This window comes from Bradyrhizobium nanningense (assembly GCF_004114535.1).
GTDB lineage: Bacteria > Pseudomonadota > Alphaproteobacteria > Rhizobiales > Xanthobacteraceae > Bradyrhizobium > Bradyrhizobium nanningense.
Genome location: NZ_LBJC01000033.1, coordinates 46,017 through 58,259, shown reverse-complemented (window position 1 = coordinate 58,259; position 12,243 = coordinate 46,017). Strand labels below are relative to the sequence as shown.

The following is a 12,243-nucleotide window of genomic DNA, read 5'->3' as shown; positions in this document are numbered from 1 at the left end:
ATTTGGAAGAATCGTCATCGCGCTTTAGGTCGTTGTTTGCGCATGATCCTTCCGGAAAACCGCTTCGCACTTTTCCGGATCATGCTTTAGGCGCTGACGGTCTCGACTGCCGCCAGCATACCGGTCTTCGGGTGACAGTTGCGGTACTCGAGGAACTGCTCGTCTGCGGCTGCCACCGTGACCTCGTGATAAAGCCGCAGCTTGGCTGATGGACCGAGTGTGGACAGATACTTCATCGCCGCGCCAAAAATCCTGACATGGGTCGGATGCGACTCCGCCCAGCGTTCGAGCGCCGCCAGACTCTTCCACCAGCTCTGCCCATAGGACTTCTCACTCACGCTGCCGTTGGCCGAGAGCACGCGCATGTAGCGGTTGGCATAGCAGCCGATCGCAAGTCCATCGTCGCGCAGGAAATCCATGCCCTCGCGCAGCACCGGCTCGACCTCGTCGAGATAGAGCTTTCGCTCCGATGCCTCGGTATCGCTCCAATCCTGTCCGGATCGGATCAGGCAGAGATTGTCGTGCGCCACGACCCGCAGCCGCGCGCCGTCGCGGACCAGTTCCGGCGCACCGTCCGGCGCCATCGCGTCGGTTTGCGAGAGCGGGATACGGTCGCGCATGCCGCCCCAATAGGCGTGCTCCTAGACCTCGCCGCTCATGCCGCCGGCGATGGCGGCGGCGCCCTCGGTGCGGTCGGGCGAGGAGAACAGCGTCTCGTGCCGTGCCACACTGGGACGCAGCACCTCGATGAAGGTGCCGATACCCTCGCGCCGCTGTCCGGTCCAGGCCTCGCGCGCCGGTTCGAACCAACCGTCGAAGCGCGCAACATCGTCCCAATAGGCCACCGAGACGACGTTCTCATGGCCGGCCTGATCGACATAGTGGGCGCGGTCCCAATGCGAAGGCCCGTCAGCCGCAGCGAACCGCGCCGCGATCTCGGCAAGCGCCGCCGTCGCGGCGGCCGGTGCCGCGCCGCGATACTGCACGCCAAAATAAGCCATCACGACACGGCTCACGGCAGGCTTGTAGCGCGCCACGAAGGACGGATATGGCGGCTGGTAATCATCCGGCACCCGCTTGTGGCGCGTGCGCTGGGTCTTGAGATGCGGAGGAATTGCGGATTCCATGATCATACCCCTCGATCGCAATGATCAGCTTGCCGCCGCGGCAATGTCCGTGGGCTCGACGGTATCCGCCGGCAACGCGAACTGCTCGACGCGCTGGTACCGTTTCTTGTTCAGAAGCAGCCGCGTCACGTCGGGGCGCGAATAATGGCCGGCCGGATCTGCCGCGTTCTTAGCGACGCCGATTGCGCCGAGATCGATCTCGGCGATCAGCAATCCCTCCTGGTCCGGCGCCAGCTTGTCGCCGATCTGGCTGCCGTCGGGGCCATAGATCGCGGCAAAGCCGCCGCCGGCATGCAGCAGCGCGTGCTTGTCGGGCCGGTCGCAGAGCTCGTCGATCATTCCTTGCGACACCGTCGCGCAAGGCGCGAGCACGAAACAGGACCCTTCGACCGCATAGACGCGCGAGGCGGCATTGTTGACCTCGGCGCCCAATGCCGGCGCAAAGGGATCGTAAAGCGAGAAGCTGGGCCAGGCCGCGACATGCACCTGCTCGTTCTGGGCATACATCGCGTATTTGGACAGCGGCTGCAGATGCTCCCAGCAGCACAGTGCGCCGACACGGCCGATGTCGGGCCGCGCATGGACGGCAAGATCGCTGCCGTCGCCCTCGCCATAGACGGTGCGCTCGGCATGGGTCGGCCGCAGCTTGCGGCGTTTGGCGATGGTCTCGCCGTCGGGCCCGATCAGCCATTGCGCCAGATAGAGGCTGCCGCCGTCGCGCTCGGACAGGCCAATCACGGCGGTGAGTTGCGCTTTCCGCACTTCGGCGCGCAGCCGCTCGGCCTGCGGGCTGTCATAGGACAGCGAATTGTCGAAATAGCGCTGCACGAAGCCGCGCCCGATCGCCCAGGCCGGTGAATCCATCCAGATGTGCCAGGGATAGCCTGGGATGAAGGCCTCCGGGAAGGCGATCAGCTTGGCCCCCTTCTCGGCGGCTTCCCTGATCAGCGCGACCGACTTGTCGATCGAGCCGTCGAGGTCGAGCCAGGCCGGTGCCGCCTGCACCACCGCCACCTTGTATTTCGGATGTTCGATGCCCATTGCCGCCTCCCTTGCCGGTTGATCGGAAGCCATCTCCGATGCAGTCTATTGGGCCAAAGCGGACCATCGGACGCTCGACCGCGGCGGAACAAAAACTCGACCGGACGGAATTCCTGCCGGTACGGGATTTGCCTCCGGGCAGGCTAGAGCCCCGCGATTTTGCTGGATGCGAAAGGGAGGCTGTCCAGATGCCAATCCAGTTCACGACGGACGGCAGCCCGGGCTATCGGCGGCTCGCGCTCTGGCAGGACATCGTCTGCGACGTCTTTGTCGGGCTTGACTGCAAGTCCGATCTCGGCAGCGCCTTTCGCGGTTCGGTGACGCAGGCTTCGCTCGGCAAGGCGGTGTGCTCGGAGGTCTGCTCCGATCGCCAGCATGTGTTTCGCACGCCCTCCCGCATTGCGCGCTCGGATCAGGATTTCGTCCTGATCGCGCTCGGCCACCGCGGCGACGGCGGCGTGGTGCAGGACGGTCGTGAAACCGTGATTCATCCCGGCGAGTTTGCACTCTACGACACCACGCGCCCTTATGAGCTGAAGTTCAACGACGCTTTCACCCAGACCATCTTCAAGGTGCCGCGCCAGATGCTGCAGCGCCGGCTCGGCGGCACCGAGACGCTGACCGCGCTGTCGTTCGGTACCGAGGCCCCGCTCGAGCGGCTCGCCTACGATTTCATCTTCCGGCTTTGCCAGAGCGCTGACCGGCTCGCATCCGACAACGCCGCGGCGTTGTCGGAACAAGCCGTCGATCTGCTCGCGATGGCGCTGAGCGAGCGCCTCGGCAAGACGTCGCTGCCGTCCTCGACCCACCGCTCGGCGCTGCTCTACCGGCTCAAGGCGCACATCCGCGCCCATCTCGCCGATCCCGACCTTTCGCTCGCTGAGACCGCGGCCGCGCTCGGCATCTCGCCGCGCTACGTGAACGACCTGCTCGCCGACGAAGAGACCTCGTTCCAACGGTTCGTCCTCGCCGAACGCCTCGCCCACTGCCGGCGCGATCTCGTCTCGCCCCTGCTCGTCCATCGCCACATCAGCGAGATCGCCTTCGCCTGGGGCTTCAACGACCTCTCGCATTTCGGCCGCGTCTTCCGCGAGCATTTTGGCATGTCACCGCGCGACTTCAGGCAAAGCCAGTTGCGGCATTGAGATCCGGACAGCCATTGGCTGGAGCCTTCGCTCGGAGCGAAGGCAGTGCTCGTGAATTCCAGATTGTCAGACCCTGCCGGCTGCATCAGGCTGGCGCGCATGAGGACTGACGCTACCATGAGCGGAACGGAGGTGTTGCTGAGCGTCATCGCGATCCGGCTTGCGGTGCTGGTCGTGGTGGGGTGGGGTTTGACTCTCCTGCAGCCGCAGGCGCGCAATCGTGAGCTCGGCTGCGTTCCCTCATCCGTGGTAAGGGACGATGCGAAACTTCCGGCGCAGACCATCGGCCCGCGCCTCGTTGATGCCGCCTTCGACGATATGCTTCGTCACGATTAGGGCGTTCCCGAGCAAGGCCGCCATGTGAGCCTGTGATAGGACAAGCCGCTTGCTTGCGCTAACTTCGGCGCCAAGGCCGCAACGATCAATCAGCAGGCAGCCGAGGAGCATATCGATGGAATACCGACGCTTGGGCCGGTCAGGCCTCATGGTGCCCGCCCTGAGCCTTGGCACCGGCACTTTCGGCGGCGTCGGCCGCCTCGCTGCGTGGGGGACGACGGACGCGACCGAAGCGCGGCGCCTGCTGGATATCTGCCTCGAGGCCGGCGTGTCGATGTTCGACACCGCGAATGTCTATTCGCTCGGCGAATCCGAGCGCGTGCTCGGCGAAGCCGTCAAGGGCCGCCGCGACAAGGTGCTGATCTCGACCAAGGCCACTTTCCGCTTCGGCGACGGCCCCAACGACATCGGCTCGTCGCGGCAGCATCTGCTCGCCGCCATCGATGGTTCGCTGCGCCGGCTCGGCACCGACTACATCGATCTGTTCCAGCTTCATGGCTTCGACGCCTTCACGCCGCCCGAAGAGGTGCTCTCAACGCTTGATGTGCTCGTGCGCGCTGGCAAGATCCGCTACGTCGGCGTTTCGAATTTCTCGGGCTGGCACCTGATGAAATCGCTCGCACTTGCCGACAAGCACGGCTTTCCGCGCTACGTCGCCAACCAGACCTATTATTCACTGATCGGGCGCGACTACGAATGGGAGTTGATGCCGCTCGGCCTCGACCAGGGGTTGGGCGCGGTGGTCTGGTCGCCGCTCGGATGGGGGCGCCTCACCGGCAAGATCCGCCGGGGTCAGCCGAAGCCCGAGGTGAGCCGCCTGCCGAAGACGGCCGAGTTCGGCCCGCCCGTGCCGGACGAGCACGTCTATCGCGTGGTCGATGCGATCGACGAGGTCGCGAAGGAAACGGGCAAGAGCGTGTCGCAGATCGCGCTGAACTGGCTGCTGCAGCGCCCCACAGTGTCGACGCTGATCATCGGCGCGCGCAACGAGACGCAGCTGCGCGAAAATCTCGGCGCGATCGGCTGGTCGCTGACCAAGGAGCAGGTTGCCAAGCTCGATGCGGCGAGCAAGGTCACGCTACCCTATCCCTACTGGCACCAGAGGACGACGTTCACCGACCGCAATCCGCCGGCGGTCTAGGACCCTTGAGCTGCATCAAGCGCGCTTGCGTCGGCCATGACATTCTGCGGCCGTCGCGAGGCTCCGATGCGCCGATTTGCCATGAAGGTCCTGTTCACAGCCCTCAGTCTGGGCCGCGCCGAGCGGACGCGGATCGATTGGGATCGCTACATCCTGGTCATCTCCACAGGGGTGACGATCGCCTTGATCACACTCTACGTCTGGGCCAAGGCAACCTCGCGCTGGGAATGACGGGAGTGCCTGATGAATAGGGTCGTACCGGCGTTGCTGGCCGTCGGCATTCTGTGGAGCACCGCGAGTCAAGCCCTGGACCTCGAACAGCGGCGCGCCGAAGCAATGCTGCAACGGATGTGCGCGCGTTGCCACGCAGTTGGCAGGGCTGGCACGAGCCGGAATGAGTTGGCACCGCCTTTCCGGAACCTCGGCGAGAACAAACTCTACGACCCCGACTTCATGCAGCGCCTCCAGGACGGCTACAGCAGCATTCACCGCTCCATGCCGACGGCTCGATTCGGCCGCGACGACGCCGAGGCCGTGGTAAGCTACCTCAGGGCGATTCAGGAGCCGCGGAAGCCGAAATAGGAGCTGAGACGGCTACGGCTTTGGCTGGAACCATCCCGGGTCGGACCAAGTTGCGGAGCAGCACCGCATCTCAACCGAACACGCTTCACGATGTCGTCAACCACGATCGAGCATGCCGACGGCCTGCCGCAGCCGCAGCGCAAGCAGGCGGTGCTGACGATTGCGCTCGGCATCATCATGGCGGTGGTCGACAGCGCCATCGCCAATGTCGCGCTGCCGACGATCGCGGCCGACTTGGACGCGAGTCCGGCCTTCTCGATCTGGATCGTCAACGGCTACCAGCTCGCGATCACGATCGCGCTGCTGCCGCTGGCCTCGCTCGGCGAGATCGTCGGCTATCGCCGCGTCTATCTGGTCGGGCTGGTGCTGTTCACGCTGGCGTCCGCCTTCTGCGCGCTGGCGCATACGTTGCCGCTGCTGACGGTCGCGCGCATCATCCAGGGCTTTGGCGCCGCCGGCATCATGAGCGTCAATTCGGCGCTGGTGCGCTTCACCTATCCGCGCAATCTGCTCGGCCGCGGCATCGGACTTAACGCGCTCGTAGTCGCTTTCTCCGCCGCAATCGGCCCGACGCTCGCCGCGGGCATCCTCGCGGTGGGAAGCTGGCCCTGGTTGTTTGCCATCAACGTGCCGCTCGGCGCGGTGACGCTGCTGGTCGGCTTGCGCAGCCTGCCGCACACCAAGCCTGCCAGCCATTCGTTCGACTGGCAGAGCGCGGGGCTTTCCGCGATCACGTTCGGTGTCGGCATCGCCGCGGTCGACAGCGTCGGTCATGGCGAGGCAGCGATCACCTGCCTGATCCAGTTCGCCATCGCCATCGTCGCCGGTGCGCTGCTGATCTGGCGCGAGACCCACATGACCTCGCCGCTCCTGCCGGTCGATCTGCTGCGCATCCCGGTGTTCGCCCTGTCGATTGCAACCTCGATCGCCTCGTTCTGCGGACAGATGCTCGCCTTCGTCGCGATCCCCTTCTACCTCCAGAGCCGCTTCGGCTATTCGGCGGTGCATATGGGCCTTTTGATCACGCCATGGCCGATCGCGGTGGCGTTCGCGGCGCCCCTCGCCGGCCGCCTGGTCGAGCGTTATCCGGCTGGCCTGCTCGGCGGCATCGGGCTCACGCTGTTCGCCTGCGGCCTTGCCGCGCTCGCCCTCCTGCCCGCGGACCCGACGCCGTTCGACGTGATCTGGCGCATGGCGCTGGCGGGCGCCGGCTTCGGCCTGTTCCAGACTCCCAACAACCGCACCATGATCGCGGCCGCCCCGCGCGAGCGCGCGGGCGGGGCCAGCGGCATGCTGGGCACGGCGCGCCTGCTCGGCCAGACCACCGGCGCTGCGCTGGTGGCGCTGCTGCTCGGCCGCTATCCGGTCGAGGGGACCAGGCTGGCCCTCCTCGCGGGCGTCGGATTTGCGCTCTGCGGCGCGGTCCTGAGCATGCTGCGACTGTCCCCGGCCGGCGCGCGCGGCGCCGAACATGTCCGTGTGCAGGACGATCAGCGCTTGCGCGGCGATTGACGGTCATCGGACGTCGAGCCGACAAAAAAGGCCGGCTTTACAGCCGACCTTTTCAACCCATATCGCTCGAGATCAAGCCTTGACCAGCGGGCCCTTCGAGGTCGGCCCCTTGGAGCCGCCGGGACCGCCCGGCTTGGACTTGCCCGGCGGACGCTTGCGGGCGCCGGGCAGCTTCTCCTGCTTCGGCGTGACCGGGCCCTCGACGAATTCGAAGCCGATCTTCTCCTTGGTCTCGTCGGCCTCGTCCTTGACGAGAACGACGCGGACGTGGCCGCCGCCCTTGAGCTTACCAAACAGCACCTCGTCGGCCAGCGGCTTCTTGATGTGCTCCTGGATCACGCGGGCCATGGGACGCGCGCCCATCTGCTCGTCGTAACCATGCTGGACCAGCCAGGCCTTCGCGGGCTCGGACAGCTCGATGGTGACGTCACGGTCGCCGAGCTGCGCTTCGAGCTGAAGCACGAACTTCTCGACCACGGTGCCGATCACCTCGACGCTGAGATGGCTGAACGAGACGATGGCATCGAGGCGGTTGCGGAATTCCGGCGCGAACTGCCGGTTGATCGCCTCGTGGTCGTCGCCTTCCCGCTTGGAGCGCGTGAACCCGAACGCCTGCTTGGCGAGATCGGAAGCGCCCGCGTTCGTGGTCATGATCAGGATTACGTTGCGGAAGTTGACCTGCTTGCCGTTGTGGTCGGTGAGCCGGCCGTGGTCCATGATCTGAAGCAGCACGTTGTAGAGGTCGGGATGCGCCTTCTCGATTTCGTCGAGCAGCACCACGCAATGCGGATGCTGGTCGACGCCGTCGGTCAAGAGGCCGCCCTGGTCGAAGCCGACATAGCCGGGAGGCGCGCCGATCAGGCGCGACACGGTGTGCCGCTCCATGTATTCGGACATGTCGAAGCGAAGGAGCTCGACGCCGAGCGACGCCGCGAGCTGCTTGGCGACTTCGGTCTTGCCGACGCCGGTCGGACCCGAGAACAGGTAGCAGCCGATCGGCTTCTCCGGCTCGCGCAGGCCGGCCCGCGCCAGCTTGATCGAGGCGGCGAGCGACTCGATCGCCTTGTCCTGGCCGAACACGGTGCGCTTCAAGGTCTGCTCGAGATGCTTGAGCACCTCGGCATCGTCCTTCGACACGCTCTTCGGCGGGATCCGCGCCATCGAGGCGATCGTGGTCTCGATCTCCTTGATGCCGATCGTCTTCTTGCGCTTGTTCTCGGCAACCAGCATTTGCGCGGCACCGGACTCGTCGATCACGTCGATCGCCTTGTCAGGCAGCTTGCGGTCGTGGATGTAGCGCGAGGAGAGCTGAACCGCAGCCTCGATCGCCTCGTTGGTGTACTTCAGCCGGTGGTAGTCCTCGAAGTACGGCTTGAGCCCCTTGAGGATCGCGATCGCGTCCTCGACCGTCGGCTCGTTGATGTCGATCTTCTGGAAGCGCCGCACCAGCGCGCGGTCCTTCTCGAAGTGCTGGCGATATTCCTTGTAGGTGGTCGAGCCCATGCAGCGGATCGTGCCCGAGGCGAGCGCAGGCTTCAGCAGGTTCGAGGCGTCCATCGCCCCGCCCGACGTCGCACCCGCACCGATCACGGTGTGGATTTCGTCGATGAACAGGATGGCGTTGGGATGCGCCTCGAGCTCCTTCAGCACCTGCTTCAGGCGCTCTTCGAAATCACCGCGATAGCGCGTGCCCGCGAGCAGCGTGCCCATGTCCAGCGAGAACACCGTGGCAGCTGCCAGCACCTCCGGCACTTCGCTGTCGACGATACGCTTGGCGAGGCCTTCGGCGATCGCGGTCTTGCCGACGCCGGCTTCGCCGACGAACAACGGATTGTTCTTCTGCCGGCGGCACAGCACCTGGATCGCGCGGTTGATCTCGGAATTGCGTCCGATCACCGGATCGATCTTGCCGTCGCGCGCCTTCTTGTTGAGGTTGACGCAATAGGTCTCGAGCGCCTCGCCCTTCTTCTTGGCGTCCTCGTTGCCCTTGGCCTCGGTCTCCTCGTCGACGCCGCGAACGGGGCGCGCCTCGGAGACACCCGGCCGCTTGGCAATGCCGTGGCTGATGTAGTTGACCGCGTCATAGCGCGTCATGTCCTGCTCCTGCAGGAAGTACGCGGCATGGCTCTCGCGCTCGGCGAAGATCGCGATCAGCACGTTGGCGCCGGTCACCTCTTCGCGACCGGAGGACTGCACGTGGATGACCGCGCGCTGGATCACGCGCTGGAAACCGGCGGTCGGCTTGGCGTCGTCGGCGCCATCGGTCACCAGGTTCTCGAATTCGGTCTCAAGATAATTGACGAGGCTCGTACGGAGCTTGTCGAGATCGACGCTACAGGCGCGCATGACGGCGGCTGCATCGGAGTCGTCGATCAGGGAGAGCAAGAGATGCTCGAGCGTCGCGTATTGGTGATGACGCTCGTTTGCGATCGCCAGCGCACGATGCAGGGATTGTTCAAGGCTTTGGGAAAAAGTCGGCATTCGCGTCCTCTATGGCCCCCACCATCATGGTCGTGATCGCCCGGTCAGGCAACAACAACCTTTGTCACATATAGTTATACAAGACCGCGGCGAAAGACCGGTTCCCGCGACTCGGCGACTCCACAGCTGTGGTATTTTTCGATGCAAAACCCATTCCGAATTGGGCGGGAGCGGCGCCGGCGCGGAATTCCGTAGTTTTGCCGACTGCGACGCACCTCGTGCGCACAGGCCTCACGCGACGCTCACACTGCGACCGACACAAGGGCCGGCGTCAAACGCACCGTCTACTTCTTTTCCATCACGCATTGCAGCGGATGCTGGTGCTTACGGGCGAAATCCATCACCTGCGTCACCTTGGTCTCGGCGATCTCGTAGGTGAAGACGCCGCACTCTCCGATGCCGTGATGATGGACGTGCAGCATGATCTTGGTCGCGGCCTCGATGTCCTTGTTGAAGAACTTCTCCAGCACGTGGACGACGAACTCCATCGGCGTGTAGTCGTCGTTCAGGATCAGCACGCGGTAGAGGTTCGGCCGTTTGGTCTTGGGCTTGACCTTGGTGATGACCGACGTGTTCGGACCGGAGGGGTTGCCGGAACGGTTCTCGTCATTGCTCATGCGAGGAGCGTGGGCAGCGGCTGGCGCGGACAGGTCGAGTCTGGAAGTCAATTGCGGCATGGCTCAGGCGTTCAAATTCCCCACGGAAGCGAATGGCGGCCACCGCGCGACCCCGCCCTTCGGAGCCTGGCGCAGGCGCGCCGCCTTATTGGATCGCCGCTCCCGATAGATCCGATTCAAACCGGATCGTTCGCCAGCAATATGGGCCTGCCCCCGGCTCGCCGCAAGCGTGCAAGGTCCGACCGATGGCCGCGGCAGTCCCGATTCCCGGTCCGGGCGATCTGGGTCAAGGTTAATCAATCCGGACCGATTTGACAAAAACTTATGCCCCTGCCGCTTAGAATCTGTTGACCAGGAACCCAGCCATTTAACACGATTGCGACGTTTCGCCCGAGATACCCCGGTCTTCTACGGTGCGATTCACCAAGTCTTCAATGGCGTGGCGCGAAATCGGGCAAAACCACCGATTTCGGGGCACCGTCATGTTTCGCTCGCCGCTCGCCAGCCTGATTGGTCGACAGTTCGCCCGCTTCGCAGCGGCCGAGCAAGGCAATATCGCCGTGATCTTCGCGATCGCGCTGGTCCCGGTGCTGAGCTTCATCGGTGCCGCAGTGGACTATAGCCGCGCCGCCCAGGCCCGGACGTCCATGCAGGCGGCCCTCGACTCCGCCGCTCTGATGCTTTCCAAGGATCTGTCGTCCGGGACCATCACCACCTCGCAGCTCGGCACGAAGGCGCAAGCCTATGTCAACGCGCTGTTTACAGATACGTCCGCCCTGCCTTCGGTCAGCGTCGCGGCGACCTATTCGGCGAGCACCAGCATGGGCTCAACGATCCAGCTCACCGGAACTGGCACCTACACGACCACCTTCATGAAGATCGCCGGCTTTCCGACGCTCGACGTCGGCACCACGTCCACCAGCGCCTGGGGCAACGTCCGCATGCGCGTGGCCCTGGTGCTCGACAACACCGGCTCGATGGCCCAGGACGGCAAGATGGGGGCGATGCAGACGGCTGCGAAGAATCTGGTCGACCAACTCAGCGCGCTCGCCAAGACTACCGGCGATGTCTACATCTCGATCGTTCCGTTCGCCAAGGACGTCAATGTCGGCGCCAGCAACTACAATAAGAGCTGGATCGATTTCAGCGATTGGGATGCCGCCAACGGCAGCTGGAGCTGCACGTCGGGCAACTACAACAACTGCAACAATTGGAAATGGACGCCGGCCAACCACAACACCTGGACCGGGTGCGTGGTCGATCGCGATCAGGACTACGACACCAAGAACACCACGCCGACGAGCGGCAATGTGGGGACGCTCTTCCCCGCCGACCAGTACTCTTACTGCAGCACGAGCAGCTGGTCCTACCTGCAACCGATCATGCCGCTGAGCTACGACTGGACCGCGCTCAAGAGCCGGATCGACGCCATGAAGCCTACGGGCAACACCAACCAGGGCATCGGCCTCGCCTGGGGGTGGATGACACTATCGACCGGCGATCCCATGAACGCGCCGGCCAAAGACACCAATTACACCTACAAGGACGCGATCGTGCTGCTTTCCGACGGTCTGAACACGCAGAACCGCTGGTACAGCAACGCCTCGCAGATCGACGCGCGGCAGAAGAAGCTGTGCGACAATGCCAAGGCCCAGCCCTACAACATCACGATCTACACCGTGCAGGTGAACACCGGCAGCGATCCGACCTCGAGCGTGCTGCAATATTGCGCCAGCAGCACCGACAAATTCTATCTGGTCACGTCGGCCAGCCAGACCGTCTCGGTGTTCAAGGACATCGGCACCTCGCTGTCGAAGCTGCGCGTGGCGCGTTGACCGAGTGACCGCGAGCAAACAAAAAGCCCGGCTGGATCAGCCGGGCTTTTCGATTCCAGGATATCCTGAAAACGTTACTGGGCGGCCGGGGTGAACTTCGACACGATGGTCTCGACCGGCTTGAACGCCTGCTTGGCGAGGTCGCTGTAGAGGCCGGCGATCTTCTGCGATTCCGCAACGAAGGTCTCGTAGGCGGAACGGGCGAAATCGGTCTGCGCTTCCATCGCCTTGTCCAGCGACTTCACGCCGGAAAGCTTCTCGACGAAGGACTTGGTGTCTTCGAACGACTTCTTGGTGTAGTCGCCATAGGCACTGGCGATCGCCTGGAGGCCATGCTGCACCGAGGTCGCGGAAGCAACACACTGCTCGAACTGCTCTTTCCCGTAGTTCTGAAAGTCTTCAACCTTGAACATTTCGGAATCCTTT

At 64.2% G+C, this 12,243-nt stretch carries 11 protein-coding genes and 1 pseudogene; 7 read left to right on the top strand and 5 right to left on the bottom strand.

Annotation, left to right across the window (positions count from 1 at the left end):
* Window positions 1–86 precede the first annotated feature (86 nt).
* Window positions 87–1,127: pseudogene (locus XH84_RS29065) on the bottom strand (phenylacetaldoxime dehydratase family protein).
* A 24-nt stretch (window positions 1,128–1,151) separates the two neighbouring features.
* Window positions 1,152–2,168 (bottom strand): carbon-nitrogen hydrolase family protein, encoded by a 1,017-nt coding sequence (locus tag XH84_RS29060; RefSeq protein ID WP_128920545.1) that lies wholly within the window; start codon window positions 2,166–2,168, stop codon window positions 1,152–1,154.
* A gap of 188 nt (window positions 2,169–2,356) precedes the next feature.
* On the opposite strand from XH84_RS29060, the gene XH84_RS29055 reads away from it, so the two are divergent.
* The 6 genes from XH84_RS29055 to XH84_RS29035 all read left to right on the top strand — a co-directional run bounded on the left by XH84_RS29055 (window position 2,357) and on the right by XH84_RS29035 (window position 6,884).
* Window positions 2,357–3,313 carry an AraC-like ligand-binding domain-containing protein gene (locus XH84_RS29055; RefSeq protein ID WP_128948518.1) on the top strand — a complete coding sequence of 319 codons (957 nt, stop codon included), beginning with the start codon at window positions 2,357–2,359 and terminating at the stop codon, window positions 3,311–3,313.
* Window positions 3,314–3,412: 99 nt separating this feature from the next.
* On the top strand, window positions 3,413–3,649 hold the full coding sequence (locus tag XH84_RS29050) for a hypothetical protein (RefSeq protein WP_128920543.1): 237 nt from the start codon (window positions 3,413–3,415) through the stop codon (window positions 3,647–3,649).
* A gap of 115 nt (window positions 3,650–3,764) precedes the next feature.
* On the top strand, window positions 3,765–4,790 hold the full coding sequence (locus XH84_RS29045; protein WP_164936396.1) for an aldo/keto reductase: 1,026 nt from the start codon (window positions 3,765–3,767) through the stop codon (window positions 4,788–4,790).
* Window positions 4,791–4,856: 66 nt separating this feature from the next.
* Window positions 4,857–5,021, top strand: a complete 165-nt coding sequence (locus tag XH84_RS40085; protein ID WP_164936395.1) for a hypothetical protein — start codon at window positions 4,857–4,859, stop codon at window positions 5,019–5,021.
* 12 nt (window positions 5,022–5,033) lie between these two features.
* Window positions 5,034–5,372, top strand: coding sequence for a c-type cytochrome (locus XH84_RS29040; RefSeq protein WP_128920541.1), 339 nt, complete (start codon window positions 5,034–5,036; stop codon window positions 5,370–5,372).
* A gap of 90 nt (window positions 5,373–5,462) precedes the next feature.
* Entirely contained in the window at window positions 5,463–6,884 is a 1,422-nt protein-coding gene (locus XH84_RS29035; RefSeq protein ID WP_128920540.1) for an MFS transporter, read from the top strand.
* 72 nt (window positions 6,885–6,956) lie between these two features.
* Here the strand turns inward: XH84_RS29035 and clpA are convergent, their stop codons facing one another.
* Together clpA and clpS are read right to left on the bottom strand one after the other, a co-directional pair.
* Window positions 6,957–9,365, bottom strand: a complete 2,409-nt coding sequence (gene clpA / locus XH84_RS29030) for an ATP-dependent Clp protease ATP-binding subunit ClpA (protein WP_128920539.1) — start codon at window positions 9,363–9,365, stop codon at window positions 6,957–6,959.
* Between the two features lie 284 nt (window positions 9,366–9,649).
* Entirely contained in the window at window positions 9,650–9,982 is a 333-nt protein-coding gene (clpS, locus tag XH84_RS29025) for an ATP-dependent Clp protease adapter ClpS (protein ID WP_026202494.1), read from the bottom strand.
* A gap of 482 nt (window positions 9,983–10,464) precedes the next feature.
* On the opposite strand from clpS, the gene XH84_RS29020 reads away from it, so the two are divergent.
* A complete protein-coding gene (locus XH84_RS29020) occupies window positions 10,465–11,817 on the top strand; it encodes a vWA domain-containing protein (RefSeq protein ID WP_128920537.1) in 1,353 nt (450 codons plus the stop codon).
* A 74-nt stretch (window positions 11,818–11,891) separates the two neighbouring features.
* On the opposite strand, the gene XH84_RS29015 is transcribed toward XH84_RS29020, so the two are convergent.
* On the bottom strand, window positions 11,892–12,230 hold the full coding sequence (locus XH84_RS29015; protein WP_128920536.1) for a phasin family protein: 339 nt from the start codon (window positions 12,228–12,230) through the stop codon (window positions 11,892–11,894).
* Between the last annotated feature and the right edge of the window lie 13 nt (window positions 12,231–12,243).

Coding starts and splice junctions, on each gene's coding strand:
- XH84_RS29060 (WP_128920545.1), bottom strand. CDS start 2,168: ATGGGCATCGAACATCCGAAATACAAGGTGGCGGTGGTGCAGGCGGCA.
- XH84_RS29055 (WP_128948518.1), top strand. CDS start 2,357: ATGCCAATCCAGTTCACGACGGACGGCAGCCCGGGCTATCGGCGGCTC.
- XH84_RS29050 (WP_128920543.1), top strand. CDS start 3,413: ATGAGGACTGACGCTACCATGAGCGGAACGGAGGTGTTGCTGAGCGTC.
- XH84_RS29045 (WP_164936396.1), top strand. CDS start 3,765: ATGGAATACCGACGCTTGGGCCGGTCAGGCCTCATGGTGCCCGCCCTG.
- XH84_RS40085 (WP_164936395.1), top strand. CDS start 4,857: ATGCGCCGATTTGCCATGAAGGTCCTGTTCACAGCCCTCAGTCTGGGC.
- XH84_RS29040 (WP_128920541.1), top strand. CDS start 5,034: ATGAATAGGGTCGTACCGGCGTTGCTGGCCGTCGGCATTCTGTGGAGC.
- XH84_RS29035 (WP_128920540.1), top strand. CDS start 5,463: ATGTCGTCAACCACGATCGAGCATGCCGACGGCCTGCCGCAGCCGCAG.
- clpA (WP_128920539.1), bottom strand. CDS start 9,365: ATGCCGACTTTTTCCCAAAGCCTTGAACAATCCCTGCATCGTGCGCTG.
- clpS (WP_026202494.1), bottom strand. CDS start 9,982: ATGAGCAATGACGAGAACCGTTCCGGCAACCCCTCCGGTCCGAACACG.
- XH84_RS29020 (WP_128920537.1), top strand. CDS start 10,465: ATGTTTCGCTCGCCGCTCGCCAGCCTGATTGGTCGACAGTTCGCCCGC.
- XH84_RS29015 (WP_128920536.1), bottom strand. CDS start 12,230: ATGTTCAAGGTTGAAGACTTTCAGAACTACGGGAAAGAGCAGTTCGAG.